This window comes from Palleronia abyssalis (genome assembly GCF_900302445.1).
In the GTDB taxonomy this organism is placed as follows: Bacteria; Pseudomonadota; Alphaproteobacteria; order Rhodobacterales; family Rhodobacteraceae; genus Palleronia; species Palleronia abyssalis.
In genome coordinates this window covers 297,394-312,732 of sequence record NZ_ONZF01000004.1, presented here as the reverse complement: position 1 = coordinate 312,732, position 15,339 = coordinate 297,394, and the positions used below count along the sequence as shown (strand labels likewise).

The 15,339-nt window shown below is 62.6% G+C and carries 14 protein-coding genes; 9 read left to right on the top strand and 5 right to left on the bottom strand.

What is annotated here, in order from left to right:
- Position 1 precedes the first annotated feature (1 nt).
- Positions 2 to 1,783, top strand: coding sequence for an IlvD/Edd family dehydratase (locus PAA8504_RS11745; protein ID WP_108894364.1), 1,782 nt, complete (start codon positions 2 to 4; stop codon positions 1,781 to 1,783).
- Between the two features lie 394 nt (positions 1,784 to 2,177).
- On the opposite strand, the gene PAA8504_RS11740 is transcribed toward PAA8504_RS11745, so the two are convergent.
- Both PAA8504_RS11740 and PAA8504_RS11735 read right to left on the bottom strand, forming a co-directional pair.
- Positions 2,178 to 3,101, bottom strand: a complete 924-nt coding sequence (locus PAA8504_RS11740; RefSeq protein ID WP_108894363.1) for an isoaspartyl peptidase/L-asparaginase family protein — start codon at positions 3,099 to 3,101, stop codon at positions 2,178 to 2,180.
- A 126-nt stretch (positions 3,102 to 3,227) separates the two neighbouring features.
- Positions 3,228 to 3,473 carry a polysaccharide deacetylase family protein gene (locus PAA8504_RS11735; RefSeq protein ID WP_245897601.1) on the bottom strand — a complete coding sequence of 82 codons (246 nt, stop codon included), beginning with the start codon at positions 3,471 to 3,473 and terminating at the stop codon, positions 3,228 to 3,230.
- 4 nt (positions 3,474 to 3,477) lie between these two features.
- On the opposite strand from PAA8504_RS11735, the gene PAA8504_RS22480 reads away from it, so the two are divergent.
- The 6 genes from PAA8504_RS22480 to PAA8504_RS11715 all read left to right on the top strand — a co-directional run bounded on the left by PAA8504_RS22480 (position 3,478) and on the right by PAA8504_RS11715 (position 6,794).
- Positions 3,478 to 3,804 (top strand): ABC transporter permease subunit, encoded by a 327-nt coding sequence (locus PAA8504_RS22480; protein ID WP_245897600.1) that lies wholly within the window; start codon positions 3,478 to 3,480, stop codon positions 3,802 to 3,804.
- Between the two features lie 2 nt (positions 3,805 to 3,806).
- A complete protein-coding gene (locus PAA8504_RS22475; RefSeq protein ID WP_245897599.1) occupies positions 3,807 to 4,217 on the top strand; it encodes an ABC transporter permease in 411 nt (136 codons plus the stop codon).
- A gap of 127 nt (positions 4,218 to 4,344) precedes the next feature.
- Positions 4,345 to 4,551 (top strand): hypothetical protein, encoded by a 207-nt coding sequence (locus PAA8504_RS22470; RefSeq protein ID WP_245897598.1) that lies wholly within the window; start codon positions 4,345 to 4,347, stop codon positions 4,549 to 4,551.
- 42 nt (positions 4,552 to 4,593) lie between these two features.
- Positions 4,594 to 5,169 (top strand): ABC transporter permease, encoded by a 576-nt coding sequence (locus PAA8504_RS22465; protein WP_245897597.1) that lies wholly within the window; start codon positions 4,594 to 4,596, stop codon positions 5,167 to 5,169.
- A gap of 231 nt (positions 5,170 to 5,400) precedes the next feature.
- Positions 5,401 to 5,583, top strand: a complete 183-nt coding sequence (locus PAA8504_RS22460; RefSeq protein WP_245897596.1) for a hypothetical protein — start codon at positions 5,401 to 5,403, stop codon at positions 5,581 to 5,583.
- Complete coding sequence (locus PAA8504_RS11715) at positions 5,580 to 6,794, top strand: IS256 family transposase (protein ID WP_108894362.1); 1,215 nt, start codon at positions 5,580 to 5,582, stop codon at positions 6,792 to 6,794. Before PAA8504_RS22460 ends, PAA8504_RS11715 begins: the two co-directional genes overlap by 4 nt.
- A gap of 277 nt (positions 6,795 to 7,071) precedes the next feature.
- Here the strand turns inward: PAA8504_RS11715 and PAA8504_RS11710 are convergent, their stop codons facing one another.
- The 3 genes from PAA8504_RS11710 to PAA8504_RS11700 all read right to left on the bottom strand — a co-directional run bounded on the left by PAA8504_RS11710 (position 7,072) and on the right by PAA8504_RS11700 (position 12,538).
- Entirely contained in the window at positions 7,072 to 8,850 is a 1,779-nt protein-coding gene (locus tag PAA8504_RS11710) for a methyl-accepting chemotaxis protein (RefSeq protein ID WP_108894361.1), read from the bottom strand.
- Between the two features lie 333 nt (positions 8,851 to 9,183).
- A complete protein-coding gene (locus PAA8504_RS11705; protein ID WP_108894422.1) occupies positions 9,184 to 11,424 on the bottom strand; it encodes a TRAP transporter permease in 2,241 nt (746 codons plus the stop codon).
- Positions 11,425 to 11,539: 115 nt separating this feature from the next.
- Positions 11,540 to 12,538 carry a TAXI family TRAP transporter solute-binding subunit gene (locus PAA8504_RS11700; protein ID WP_370739688.1) on the bottom strand — a complete coding sequence of 333 codons (999 nt, stop codon included), beginning with the start codon at positions 12,536 to 12,538 and terminating at the stop codon, positions 11,540 to 11,542.
- Positions 12,539 to 12,804: 266 nt separating this feature from the next.
- On the opposite strand from PAA8504_RS11700, the gene PAA8504_RS11695 reads away from it, so the two are divergent.
- Positions 12,805 to 13,878, top strand: a complete 1,074-nt coding sequence (locus PAA8504_RS11695; protein ID WP_245897595.1) for a LacI family DNA-binding transcriptional regulator — start codon at positions 12,805 to 12,807, stop codon at positions 13,876 to 13,878.
- 111 nt (positions 13,879 to 13,989) lie between these two features.
- A complete protein-coding gene (locus tag PAA8504_RS11690; RefSeq protein WP_108894359.1) occupies positions 13,990 to 15,327 on the top strand; it encodes an ABC transporter substrate-binding protein in 1,338 nt (445 codons plus the stop codon).
- The last annotated feature ends 12 nt before the right edge of the window (positions 15,328 to 15,339 follow it).

Here is a 15,339-nt window from a genome sequence, read left to right as displayed (position 1 = left end):
CATGAGCGACACGAAGGCCAACCGCCGATTCCGCTCGCAAGAGTGGTTCGACAACCCGAACAACCCCGGGATGACGGCGCTGTATGTCGAGCGTTATCAGAACCAGGAGTATACCCGGGAGGAGCTGCAGGGCGAAAAGCCGATCATCGGGATCGCCCAGACCGGCAGCGACATCGCGCCGTGCAACAAGATCCACGTCTTCCTGATGGACCGGATCAAGGCCGGCATCCGTGCGGCCGGCGGCATCCCGATGGAGTTCCCGGTTCATCCCATCCAGGAGACCGGCAAGCGTCCCACGGCCGCGCTCGACCGCAACCTGACCTATCTGGGGCTGGTCGAGGTGCTTCACGGCTACCCGATCGACGGGGTCGTGCTGACCACCGGCTGCGACAAGACCACGCCGGCGCTGCTCATGGGCGCGGCGACGGCGGACCTTCCGGCGATCGCGCTGAATGGCGGGCCGATGCTGGACGGCTGGTGGAAGGGCAAGCGCGTCGGGTCGGGCACCATCATCTGGGAAAGCCGCCGCCTGCTGGCCGAAGGCAAGATCGACTACGAAGAGTTCATGAGCCGGGTCTGCGCGTCCGCCCCGTCGCTCGGTCACTGCAATACCATGGGCACCGCGTCCACAATGAATGCGATGGCCGAAGCGCTTGGCATGACGCTGACCGGGCAGTCCGCGATCCCCGCACCGTTCCGCGAGCGGATGGAGGCGGCCTACCGCACTGGCCAGCGCATCGTCGAGATGGTCCATGAGGATCTCAAGCCGTCCGATATCCTCACCCGCGAGGCCTTCGAGAACGCGATCGTGACAAACTCGGCCATCGGTGGCTCGACCAACGCGCCGCCGCACCTTGTCGCCGTGGCGCGTCATGCGGGCGTCGAACTCGACACCCGCGACTGGCAGACCGTCGGCTTCGACGTTCCGCTGCTTGTCAACATGCAGCCCGCCGGTGAGTACCTGGGCGAGAGCTTCTATCGCGCCGGCGGCGTCCCCGCCGTGATGGCCGAGCTTGCGAAGGCCGGGCGCCTTCATGGCACCTGTATGACGGTGTCGGGACGCAGCATGGGCGACAACCTCGACGGGATCGCGGTCATGGACCCCGAGGTGATCCGGCCCTACGACCGGCCGCTGCGCGAGAACGCCGGCTTCCTGGTCCTGGGTGGCAACCTCTTCGACACCGCCCTGATGAAGACGTCCGTCATCTCGCCCGAGTTCCGCGCCCGCTTCCTGGAGCAGCCGGGCCACGAGGGCATCTTCGAGGCTCGTGCCGTGGTCTTCGAAGGTCCCGAAGACTATCACGCGCGCATCAACGACGCGGCGCTTCAGATCGACGAGCAGACGATCCTGTTCATCCGCAACGTTGGCTGCATCGGCTATCCCGGATCGGCCGAAGTGGTGAACATGCAGCCCCCCGACGCGGTGTTGCGCAAGGGCATCAAGCACCTGCCGACCGTGGGGGACGGGCGGCAATCGGGCACCTCCGAAAGCCCCTCGATCCTGAACGCCTCGCCCGAGGCGGTCGTCGGGGGCGGCCTGGCCTACCTTCAGACCGGCGACCGGGTGCAGCTGGACCTGAACGCCTGCACGTTGAACGCGATGGTCGACGACGCCGAATGGCAAAGCCGCAAGGACGCGTGGCAACCGCCCGAGATCCGCAACCAAACCCCGTGGCAAGAGATCTACCGGACCCACGTGGGTCAGCTGGGCGAGGGGGGATGCCTGGAACTTGCCACCGCCTACCGCCGCGTCGCCCGCGACCTGCCGCGCGACAACCACTGAAACGGCGTGAGGGCCGGTCATGCGAATGGCCGGCCTCGATTCCTATACCGCGCATCTCCCGCAAGATACTGTTCGGGCCAAATGTGGTATGGCGGCCCTTCCATAGTGCGCCTGGCTCCCCGTCCGCGAACTGCCTTTGCGGGGTCGTTCTACCACGCCGCTGGGGCGAATCGTATGCCTCTCAGAACGCCGATCACTAGCTCGCTGGTTTCCGTTGTGTTTCGACCCAAGGGGTTCGGGCCGCCAAGCGAAGTCGCCGTGCGTCTCATCGCGTAGCGGACGTCATTTTGATCGCCGCTTAAATCAGCAGTAATCTCCGCGCGTAAGGCTTAGGCAAATGGGTCCTTGGGGCTAAGCATCGATGAGAGTCCTGGCGCCAGATGCGTGGGCGAAATCAGCGGTAGATTTCGATCCTAGCATCCTCGCCCGATCGGACGGCGGCCCGGTACATCCCTTCGCAATTGAAGGGCAGCGCAAGATTTCCGTGGCGATCCACGGCGATCACCCCGCCCGAGCCATCGTTGCGGCCTAGGTCTTCCATTACGACATGGCGCGCGGCGTCTTCAAGAGATTGCTCTCCATGACGCATTCTGGCGGCAATCTCGGCACCCGCGGTCCAGCGGATGAAGATTTCGCCATGGCCGGTGCCCGAGACTGCGCAGGTCGCGTCGTCGGCGAAGGTGCCCGCCCCGATCATCGGTGTGTCGCCCACGCGTCCCGGCGCCTTGGCGGTCATACCCCCGGTTGAGGTCGCCGCGGCTACATGGCCCGAGGCATCTCGCGCCACCGCGCCGACCGTTCCGTGCCGACGGGCGGGGTCGTCGTTCGTCTCGCCACGGGCCAGCAGCGCAAGCGTTTCCTGCAGGGCATCCCATCGGGCCTGAGTGAAGAAATAGGTCTCGTCCTCGAAGGGCAGGCCCGCGTCGTGGCCGATCTTCAGGGCATTGGGGCCGATCAGGCAAACATGGTCGGTACGCTCCATGACGGCCCTCGCCAAGCGGATCGGGTTCCGGGGGCCGAAGATCCCCGCGACCGCACCGGCGCGGCGGTCGCGTCCGTCCATCACGGCTGCGTCCATCTCGTGCTTGCCGTCGCTGGTGAAGACGGCGCCACGGCCCGCGTTGAACAGCGGTTCGTCTTCCAGCGCCGCGACTGCCTCGACCACCGCGTCGAGCGCCGCGCCGTTGTCGCGCAGGACCACCTCTCCGGCTTCCAGGGCGCGCGCCAGGGCGGCGCGATATTGGGCCTCGCGGTCCGGTGTCATGGTGGATTTCAGAATTGTGCCGGCACCGCCATGAATGGCAAGGGAATAGCTCATTTTTTCCTTTCGGCCCGGCCATGACCATGCAGTGGCGGGCGATTTCGGCATGGGTGGCGATCCGGGCCAGAAGTGTCTCGGGGATGAAGATCCGCGAGCGATAGCCGATGATATGCAGGTGCACTGTCACCAGAACAAGCCATTCTCGGCGCGCGCTCCTTCGAATTCGCGGATAAAGATGTCGAGGACATCGCCGGGCGGCGTGTAGGGCCGTTGCGCGCCCTGCCGGTTCATGAAGTAGACCGCGTCATCGCGGATCCATTTGACGGGAAGTTCGACGATCCCGGTGGGCCGCCCCTCTGCGACGATTTCGTAGGGGTCGCGCCAATATGCGACCTTCGTCGGCAATGTCGCGCAGGGGGATCTGGGCACGTTGATGGTCTATAATATTCCCATTACGGACCTTGTCTTTTCACGCCTTCCGGCGACGCTGGAACTGGTATTCGTCTCGGTCTGCATCGCAACGCTCATCGGCATTCCCTCCGGCCTCTATTCCGGATACCGGCCCGGAACAGCCGGGGCGCGGGCGATCATGGCCTTGTCTGTCCTTGGATTCTCGGTGCCGACCTTCTGGATCGGGATGCTCCTCATCATGACTTTCGCGGTCCAGTTCGGCTGGCTGCCCTCCGGGGGCGCGGCGATCTGGGAACCGTCCTGTGGTTCCAGACCTCGCTGGCGACTGGCGCGGGCTGAAGCCTCGTGATCATGCCGGCGGTCAACCTGTCGCTGTTCAAGATGGTCCTCCTGATCCGCCTGGCCCGCGCTGGAATGGTCGAGGCAATGTCCACCGACTACGTCAAGTTCGCCCGGGCACAAGGGCTGCCGGATCGTCAAATCGTGTTCCGCCATATCCTGCGCAATATCTCGATCCCCATCGTGACCGTCTTCGGGCTGGAGCTTGGATCGACTCTGGCTTTCGCGGTCGTGACCGAAAGCCTGTTCAACTGGCCGAGGGTGGGCAAGCTGATCATCGACTTAATTCTTCAACTCGATCGTCCGGTAATGGTGTCGTACCTCGTGCTGGTCGTGATCCTGTTCGTGTTGATCAACCTGACCGTGGATCTGGTCTATGCGCGTCTTGACCCCCGTGTTCGCCTAAGGGGAGGCAGCGCATGACGGACGCCGCCACGCCCCGCGACACCGCGACCACGACAGGAGAGACGCTTGCCATCCCGTCCGCCGCGTCGCGTGAGATCCGGGCCGAGCGTCTGCGGAACTTCTGGGGGACTACCGCCAGTCGCCCGTGGCCGTCCTGTCGCTGGTGGTCATCGTCTGCCTGCTGCTTCTGTCGTTCGGCGCGCCGCTCGTCGCGCCGCAGGATCCGTACGACATGGCGGCCCTTGATTGGCTTGATGCGTTCCTGCGGCCAAGAACCGAAGGTTCGGGCGGTTATGTCCATATTCTGGGGACGGACAATGCGGGCCGGGACATGCTGTCGGCAATTTTTTAGGGCCCGAGGGCCAGTTTCGTCATCGGGCTGACGGCGGGCGCGTTGGCCCTGACCATCGGGGTCGCGGTCGGACTGACAGCCGCCTATTTCCGGGGCCGGCTGGAAAGCTTGCTGATGCGCATCGTGGCTCTGCAACTCTCGATGCCGGCGATCCTGTTGGCGTTGGTGATGGTGGCGGTGCTGGGGCAGGGGGTCGGGCAGATCATTGCCGCCCTCGTCGTGGCGCAATACGCTTATTTCGCCCGGACGACCCATGGCGCGGCGACCGTGGAGCGCAGCAAGGATTATATCGAGGCGGCGCGGTCCACCCCGCTGCCTACCTCACGCGTGCTCTTCCGCCATCTTCTGCCCAACGGCATGCCGCCCCTGATCGTCGTCGCCACCGTGCAGGTGGCCAGCGCGATCGCGCTCGAGGCGACTTTGTCCTTTCTGGGCGTGGGCCTGCCGCTGACCGAACCGTCGCTTGGGTCACTGATCTCGAACGGGTTCAAGTACATCCATACCGACCGCTATCGGCTGTCGATCTACCCCGGGATCTTCCTGATGATCACGGTCGTCGCCATTAATCTGGTCGGGGACCAGGTGCGCACGGTCCTCGATCCGAGGCATGCGCCATGACCGCCGCGCTGGACGTCCAGTATCTGACCACCCGCTTCGTGACCCGAACGGGCCACGTCACCGCAGTGAACGACGTGAGCTTTTCGGTCGGTCCGGGGCGTATCCTCGGCCTCGTCGGGGAAAGTGGATCAGGCAAGAGCGTCACGGGCTTTTCCGTGATGGGTCTGATCGACCCGCCGGACAAAAATTTCCGCCGGTTCCGTGCTGGTCGAAGGCGAGGATATGCGCCGCATGTCACCCGAGGCCCAACGCCGGATGCTCGGTCGCAAACTGGCCATGGTCTTTCTGGATCCGATGATGACCCTCAATCCGGTTCTACGGGTGGGCGACCAGATGGCCATGGCGGTGCGCGTGCATGCCAATGTCTCGAAAACGGCCGTATGGGAGCAAGCTCGCCAAAGGGAGCATGCATGACGATTTCCAAGGAACTTCTGGACGAACTGCTGAAGGGCGTAGAGCGCCCTGAGGACTTGCTCGGCGACACCGGGCTGATGAAAGAGCTGAAGATTAGGCTCATGGAGCGAATGCTGGGCGCCGAGCTGACGGCGCACCTTGGCTATGAGGATGGCAAGGAAGCGCCTCCGGGTCAGAGCAACCGCCGGAATGGCACGTCGACCAAGGTGCTGAAGGGGCAGGACGGCGAACTGCCGCTGGCTGTGCCCCGCGACCGCGACAGCAGCTTCGAGCCGGAGCTGGTGAAGAAGGGCCAGACCCGGATCGACGGGATGGATGACAAGATCGTCGGCCTCTACGCGGCCGGGCTGACGGTCCGGGACATCCAGGCCCATCTGCTGGATCTCTGTGGCCTGAAGGTCTCGCCCGACCTGATCAGCCGCGTCACCGACGCCGTTCTGGACGAGGTCCGGGAATGGCAGAGCCGGGCGCTGGAGAGGATGTATCCGATCGTGATCTTCGACGCTCTGCGGGTGAAGATCCGCGATGCCGACAGCCGGACGGTGAAGAACAAGGCCGTTTATGTCGCCCTCGGCGTCACCCGAGACGGCCAGCGTGAGGTTCTGGGCCTGTGGATCGCCGAGAACGAGGGCGCCAAGTTCTGGCTCTCGGTGATGAACGAGCTGAAGAACCGGGGCACGCAGGACATCCTGATTGCGGTCGTCGACGGGCTCAAGGGCTTCCCCGAGGCCATCACTGCGGCCTTCCCGGACGCCATGGTTCAGACCTGCATCGTGCATCTGGTGCGCCATTCCTTGAATTTCTGTTCCTGGAAGGACCGCAAGGTCGTGGCCGCCGATCTGCGACGGATTTACAGCGCCCCGACCGCCGATCTCGCCGAGGCCGAGCTCGATGCCTTCGAGGAAAAGTGGGCCGGGAAATACGCGTCCATAGCCCCGGCCTGGCGCAGGGCCTGGCAGGAAGTGATCCCGTTTTTCGGATTCGACCCGGCGATCCGCAAGATCATCTACACGACGAATGCCATCGAGAGCCTGAACCGCGTGATCCGAAAATCGATCAAGGCGCGGGGTTCCTTCCCCGCCGACGAGGCCGCGACCAAGCTGATCTATCTCGCGATCCGCAACTTCGAGAAGGACGGTCGAAATGTCAGGGAATGGTTTGCGGCCCGCAATCAATTCGCCATAATGTTCGGCGAGCGCTTCGACGCTTGAGTATCCCAAACCGCATGGACCGGGCCGGATACACAAAGTTCAGGACACTCCCCAAGCCCCTAGGGGCATTGCTCAGCAATGCCCCGCCGACCAGTGGATGTCCTGCACGATGCTGCTCGATCAGAAGCACATGGTCCGTGACTTTGACAAACAAGCCGCCGAACACCAAGTCCGTATCGTTATCCTCAACCGGTGTACCGGCTTCTGCATCCCCGTTGCGGATCACTTCGCGGAACGTGGATGTCCGGCCTTCAGGCGGTTCAGGCAATAGTGCCCGTCAACTCGCTTCGCGCAAACTATTGGGTTGGGAAAAATCCGCAGCGGCATCCGCGGCGACTGCTTCGACCATTGCTCCCTCGTCGGTCCGTTCGATGTAGGACGTTGGTGAAGCCGGAACATCGTTCGGTCGGGTTTCGGCGTTCATTCGGAAGTAGGAAATGACCCCCGTTAGTTCCGAGGAATGTGACGCTAGTTCTTGGCTGGTACTTGCGGACTGTTCTGCAGCTGCAGCGTTTTGTTGGATGACAGTATCAAGTTCGCGGATGGCCTGATTGATCTGTTCAGCCCCGATGTTCTGCTCACGCGTAGAGGCGGAAATCTCGGATACAAGATCCGCGGTGCGTTGAATGTTCGGCACCAGGGAATCCAGCATACGGCCAGCCTCACCTGACAGATCCAGGGTTTCTGCGGATAGCGTTCTGATCTCGGCCGCAGCCTGTTGGCTGCGTTCGGCCAGTTTGCGGACCTCTGAGGCTACGACTGCAAAGCCCTTGCCGTGTGTACCGGCACGCGCGGCTTCTACTGCGGCATTGAGAGCTAGAAGATCGGTTTGCCGTGCAATCTCCTGAATGATGTTGATCCGTTCCGCGATCGTTTTCATGGCCTGAACCGCGTTGCCCACGACTTCGCCGGAGCGCTTGGCTTCTTCTGAGGAATGGTTGGCGATCTTTTCGGTCTGGCTGGCATTGTCGGCATTCTGGCGAATGTTCGCAGTCATCTCTTCGACCGACGCCGACGCTTCCTGCACCGCTGAGGCCTGCTGGTTTGAGCCGGCCGACAGCTGGGTTGCCGTCTGGTTCATGTCCGAGGCGCTGTCGGCTACATAGGCTGCGCTGGAAGAAGCCTTCGAAATGACGCTGCGGAGGCGAACCACCATGTCGCGAAGCGCGATGCCAAGTCTGTCCTCCTGGGATCGTGGCACGACTTCGACGTCGAGGTCGCCTTTCGCGATACCTTCTGCCGCGTGGCTCATGCCTTTGAGATCTTCAATCATTATGCGCATTGCCGAAAGCAGCATGCCGATTTCGTCCCGACTGCGGCTTATCGCATCAGCATTTAGATTGCCCCGTGAGACACTGCGAACGACGTCGACCGCCTTTTCAAGTGACCGTCCCAGATAACGCACGAACAGAACGGCCGCGCCCAGCGAAAGCAGGATGGGGACCAGCGCGAACAGGGCAGACCGGAGCGCGAACGACATCCAGTTCGAAACGAGGTCGCTTTTTGTGACCCCGACGTAGAGGATGCCGTCCACATTGCCCGCTGCGTTCCGGATCGGATAGTAAACCGTATAGTAATCTTTGCCCAGGATTTCAGCTTGGCCACGGAATGTCGTACCCGCTGAAACTACCGGATGCACGGCCCCGCCGACGCCGAGGACTGTGCCGACGGCGCGTTCTCCATCTGGCTTGATGATGTTCGTCGTACGCCTGACGAACTCGCCCTGCGTTTCATCGAAAACAAAAATGGTCGCGGTTTCCCCGGTAACTTCGCCGACGAGGTCGATGAGAGAGTGGTCTTCGAACGAGGGTTTCCCGGCCCACGTAATGCTTTGTAGGCCCCCGTTCGCGGCCCAATCCACGGTGATGTCGGGCACGCTGAGGTCCACGAGCGCGGCAGCTGTTTCCAAGCTTCGCTCCAGCTCCTGTGCCGTGCTGACCTTGGCCTCCGTGTAGACCTGCTGGACGAGCAGAATGGCCGCGGTCCCGACACTGGCTCCGATAACGAGAGCAAGTACCTTGGATTTTATCGAGTGAAGAAAAGATAGACGTCTCATGATCGCGCTCTCGTTCGAATGGGCTTCGGAACGGGGATAGAACGGGATTCGAAATATTGAGTAAACGAAAGCCAGGGGCCGTTTCTGCTCTGCCCGGTTGGGGCAGTTCAGATCCGCTTCGCGGGATTTAGGCGTCCCCGGCCACCTGACCCGGCTCGCCCCTGAAGCTTGCAGAGATCGGAAAATGTCGTTGCGATCTGGACGCGCAGGCCCTTCCGGCACGGGACACCTTTGCCCGAACGAACGACGTGCGCGGGCAAGCAGGGCGAACAAATGGGCATATTCTTCTTTCTCGTCAGAGAGTTCGACAGAACTCTGGCAATCACATGGAGCTCAATCGGCTCCCTTCACGACAAGTGGCGTATCGGGATCGGGGCGGGCGATTTTTTGGATCAGGAAGCCGGCCGCCGCGATGCCGAGACCTAGCAGGTCTGTCAGAAGTCCGCCTTCGATCATGAAGAGCGCTGCCACCACGCAGGCTACGCGGATGAACCATGCGGATCGGCTGCCCAGGAACCAACCCTGAACACCGGACGATAGGAAGAACACGCCGACAATCGCCGTCAGGCCGGCTCGGGCCACCTCGAACCACGTACCCTCCATGAGGAGTGCGCCGTTGTAGAAGAACATGAACGGCACGATGAACGCGGCGATCCCGATCTTGAAGGACGTCACCGAGGTCTCCATCGGGTTCGCCCCAGAAATCCCTGCAGCGGCGTAGGAGGCCAATGCAACTGGTGGAGTGATGGCCGACAGGACCGCAAAGTAGAAGACGAAGAAATGCGCCGTCAGGGTGGGGATGCCCAGGTTCACGAGACCCGGTGCGACGACCGACGCGGCAACCGCGTAGGCTGCGGTCGTAGGCATGCCCATCCCCAAAAGGATCGCGATGCACATGGCGAAGAACAGCGCCAGAAGCTGGCTGACCCCCGCAAGACCCAGAAGCACGTTCGAGAATCTCGCACCGACACCCGTCAGAGAGATGACGCCGACAATGATCCCCGCGCACGCACAGACCGCGATGATCTGGATGGACATGATGCCTGCAATCTCGAACGCTTTCCAGGTCGATCGCGGCCCCATGCGGTAAGGCGTAAGCCAGCTGACGACGGCAGCGGATATCGTCGCAAGGGTGCCGGCGCGGATCACGGAATACCCCGCGAACAGGGCATAGATCAGGATTACGATGGGCAGGAACAGGAACACCCGCTTGGCAAGCGCCTTCAGCTTGGGCAGCTCGTCCGAGCTCATGCCCCGCATCCCCAGCTTGGCCGCCTCGAAATCGACCATGAAGTACACCGAGATGAAGTACAGCGCGGCTGGAATGATGGCGGCGACAGCGATGTCGGTATAGGGAATCCCGGTAATTTCGGCCATGATGAACGCGCCGGCGCCCATGATCGGGGGCATGATCTGCCCGCCCGTAGACGCCGCTGCCTCGACCGCGCCGGAAGTATTCCGCTTGTACCCGACCTTCTTCATCAGGGGGATCGTCAGCGACCCGGTAGCGACCACGTTGCCCGCAGAGGTCCCGTTGATCATGCCCATCAAACCGCTCGCGAAGATCGCGACCTTGGCTGGCCCGCCGCGTGACCGTCCAGCTGCCGCGAAGGCGAAGTTCACGAAGTAGTCCCCAACCTTGGACGCCTGAAGAAACGCGGCAAAGATGATAAACAGGATGATGTAAGTCGATGAAACGGCGGTCGTCGGGCCTAGAATGCCGGCGTCGGTATAGACTTGGCTGAAGAACCGCTCCCACGAGATGGCGGGCGAGTTCAAAAACCCCGGCAGGTATTGCCCGGTGAACACGTAAAGCAGGAATATCCCGGCGATGATGATCAGCGCAAGGCCCGTGACCCGGCGCGTCAGTTCCATGATCAGAAGCGTGCCGGCAACGGCGGCGATTGAGATGCCGATGGGGGCGAATGGCGTCCCGGTCGAATTCCGCATGAGAGTGCCGTAGATCGTGACAAGGTACGTCGCCACAGCAACCGAGCAGACACCCAGAACGAAATCGGGGGCCGCAAAGCCGCCGCGATGGCGACGATGCATCCAGCCAAGCACGATGCCGCCGACGGTCGCGATCATCAGCGGGACGCCATAAAGCCAGATCTCGTTGAACCGGATGCCGGGGTCCATTCCGTTCCAGCTGACTCCGCCGGAAATCTGGACGGCGAAATAGATGGCCGCGCCCAAGGACACCAGCGCAGGGACCATCAGCACAAGGCTGAGATATCCCAGAAGGGGTGTCTCCGTCACCTCGTCCTTGTCGTCGTCGAACTGGAAGGAGGCGAACAGCAGGAAGCCCAGCATCAAGGACCCTGCGACGTGGACGATCCGGAAGTTCCACGTCTCCATCGGGAAGGTTGGAAGAAAGGGCAGCTCGATCCCGGTCATCCCTTCGATCGACAGACCGTTCAGCGCGGCCATGTGGAACGCCGCATAGATCGCGGCGAACCCGCTGATCGTATAAAAGCGCCAGCCTTCGAAGATGCGTCGATTGCTTTCGATCGCTTCGTCGTCGACACCATCGGCGATGGCGATGTCATCCTCGGGTCGCTTGGTGTCTGTCATGCCGGTTTCCCCCTGACCATCCTCGGTCAAGCCACGCCTGCGCGCAGCTTCAGCTTACTCGAAAGGGCCGCGCCCCAAGGGGACGCGGCCCGAACCGATCCGCGTGATCCGGGGCTCAGCCCCCGTGGATCATGTCGTCGGGAATGTCAGCGCCGGCATTTTCCTCGAACCAGGCGGCCGCACCGGGGTGCCACATCATGACCTGGTTGCGATCCCAGTTTTCGGGGAGCGTGGACTCGGCGGCGCGGTGGATATTCACCATCCGGTCGTTGTCGGACATGACGACGTCCACCACGGCGTTGACGAAGCTGTCGGGCAGACTGCAATCGGCGATCGCGAAGTTCCACATTGAAACCGACCGCGCCGCCTCTTCCAGCGTGGAATAGGTGTCGGCGGCAATCTCGAACTGGGACACGGGGAAGGCGTCGATCAGCTGCTGCTGTTCCTCTTCCGTGAATTCGATGATGTTAACGTCGGTCTGAACCTCAAGCTGGCTAACCGCAGGGACCGGTACGCCGGCCGCGAACGCGATGACGTCCAGCAACCCGTCCTGAAGCTGTCCGCCCAGGTCGGACCAACCGCCGTTGCGACGCTCGTATTCGACGCCAAGCGTGTCCATCATGCGCGGGAAGTAGGTGTCCGACGTCGATCCCGCCGGGCCGAAGCCGATCCGGGCGCCGTCGGGAATGTCCGAAACGCTCTCGATCCCCGAGGAGGACAACGCCGTCACGGAGAAGGGCGTCTGGTACATCGGGAATATCGCGCAGGCGTTCGTCATCTCGAGGCCGGGGGCGATCGGGTTCTCACCGGCGATCGATTCGGCGGCCGGGCCCATGGTCGTCATGCCGAATGCCGCGTCGCCCGTGTGGACCAGCGCCATGTTTTGCATCGGGCCGCCGGTTACTTCGGCACCGCCCGAGAGGCCAAGCTCCTCGGCGACGAGGTTCGCCCACCCTGAGCCATATGCGAAATACGTGCCACCCTGGCTGGCGGTGCCGACGGTGAAGCTTTCGGGCCATTCGCTGCGGTCGGCCTCGCCCTGCGCTTGGGCGGACCCAAGGGCCAATGCGCTCGCCGCAGCGGCAAAAACGGTCAGTCTGATCGGTGTCGTCATTTTCATCTCCTCCCGGAAGAATGTTTTTATTCGTGGCTCAAAACATGTCGTGACCATCGCCATGGCGCAACCGTAAACGGGAATACGCCTTGTCGCAGGGCTGGCGGGCACAAGGAGATCCCAGAAGAGCTTAGGCCGGCGGCCATTCCGGCCGGGGGAGTGGCCCGGCTTCCCGCGGGGCAGCTCTTTCGAAATGCCGCCAGCAAAATCTTCCCCATGTAAAAGTTCTGCGTCATATATTTGACCGAAAGTTCACGGAGGGCCTGATGGACGATACGGAAAATGGCGCCGGTAAACCGAGAGGTCCGAAGCCGAAGATCGCGACGATGGAAGAGCTGTCGTCAGCCATCGGCGTCTCGCGGCCGACGTTGTCCCGGTATTTCCAGGACCCAAGCAGCGTGCGCAGTTCGACGGTGGCGCGGATCCGCGAGGGGCTGGACCGGGTCGAGTATGTGCCGAATTTCTTCGCAACGCGCATGAACCGGAAATCTACCGGGATGATTGGCGTGATCATCCCCTATCTCAATGACCTGTTCTTCACGCGCCTGCTGGAGAGCATCGAGATCGCGGCGATGGAAGCGGGCTTCACCGTCATCACCCAGTGTTCCCATTCCGATCCGGCGATCGAGGCGCGCGCCGCCGAGACGTTCATGTCCATGAGCGTCGATGGCGCGCTGGTCGCGCCCCTGGGCAACCAGAGCGATTTCGAGATTCACGAGAGGCTGAATGCCCGGCTGCCCTTCGTTCTGTTCGACAGTCGTCCCTCGACCATGCCGGGCGTCGATTTCGTCGGCACGGATCATACGCAAAGTACGGGCAATATTGTCGAGTACCTGTGCCGGGTCGGTGATCCGCCGGTGTTCCTTGCGATGCCGCGGGTCAACTTCAACGCGGTCGAGCGTGAGGTCGCCTATGTCGCGAAGATGGAAGAGCTTGGCCATGACCCCTTGATCGTCGGGACGGAGGCGGTCCGGCCCGATTGGCATTTCGAACCTCATGGGTTCGCCATCCTCGACCATTTCTTTTCGCGCGGTCAATTTGCCGACCGCTCGATCCTGTGCGTGAACGATCGCGTGGCGATCGGGGCGCTTCAGGCCGCGGCGACCCACGGGCTCGACCCGGGCAGGGCCCGCCGGGGCGGTCTCCGCATTGCCGGGCATGACGATTACCCCCTATGCCCCCATACGATTCCCGCTCTGACCACCGTCGCACAGGACGTCGAAGCCATCGGTCGTGCTGCGGTCGCGCGGTTGGTCAAAAAGATACGCGCGGAAAATAAGCCGGACGATCAACTCGTTACTCTGTTTGACGGCGTACTAAAAGTGCGGGAATCGGCCTGATCGGCTACTTATGCCGCTTTGCAGAAACGAATTTCGGAGATTATTATTGACGACCAATGCAGATTTCCGCATTACTTTTACGTGCGTAAATCGCACCTATGGGAGGATACCATGACGACTAAGCGCACCCTGATGGGGTCGGCCGTGGGCTTCGGCCTTGCCGCTGGCCTCGCGACTGCCGCCATCGCCCAGGACACCACGACCCTGACCATCGCAACCGTGAACAACGGCGACATGATCCGGATGCAGGGCCTGACCGACAATTTCACCGAACAGCATCCCGACATCGAACTTGAATGGGTCACCCTGGAAGAGAACGTGCTGCGTCAGCGCGTCACCCAGGACATTGCGACCAGCGGCGGTCAGTTCGACGTGATGACCATCGGCGTCTACGAGGTCCCGATCTGGGCCGAGCAGGGGTGGCTGACGCCGCTCGATAACCTGCCCGAAAGCTACAACGCGGACGACCTTCTTCCGGCCGTCCGCGGTGCGCTGAGCCAGGATGGACAGCTCTACGCCGCGCCGTTCTACGGCGAATCCGCCATGGTCATGTACCGCACCGATCTGGCCGAGGAAGCGGGCGTCACCATACCCGATCAGCCCACCTGGGCCGAGATCCGCACCGCCGCCGAAGCGATGACTGACGAAGAGAACGGCGTCTACGGCATCTGTCTGCGCGGCAAGCCCGGCTGGGGCGAGAACATGGCCCTGATCGGCGCCATGGCCAACAGCTATGGCGCCCGCTGGTTCGACATGGACTGGCAGGCCCAGTTCGACAGCCCGGAATGGAACGAGGTGCTGACCGACTACCTCGACCTGATGACCAACTACGGCCCCCCGGGTGCCGCCGCCAACGGGTTCAACGAGAACTTGTCGCTGTTCCAGCAGGGCAAGTGCGGCATGTGGATCGACGCCACCGTCGCCGCATCCTTCGTGACCGACCCCGAGGATAGCCAAGTCGCCGACAGCGTGGGCTTCGCGCAGTTCCCCAACAAGGAAGGCGTGGACAACCGCGGCAACTGGCTGTGGATTTGGACGCTTGCCGTGCCCGCCGGCACCGACGCCAGCGAAGCCGCGCAGGAATTCGTGGCCTGGGCAACCAGCCAGGAATACACCCAGCTCGTGGCCGAGGAAGAAGGCTGGCGCGCCGCGCCTCCGGGCACCCGCACGTCGCTGTACGAAAACCAGGAGTATCTGGACGCGGCGCCGTTCGCGCAGATGACGCTGGACTCGATGAACGCGGTGGACACCAGCGCCCCGGCCGAGGGTGAAATCCCCTATACCGGCGCGCAATACGTCGCCATCCCTGAGTTCCAGGGCATCGGCACCGCCGTGGGCCAATCGTTCTCGGCCGCGCTGGCTGGGCAGATGGACGCCGAACAGGCGCTTCAATCTGCCCAGCAGATCACCCAGCGCGAGATCGACCGCGCCGGATACGGCGAGAACTGATCGCATCGGACC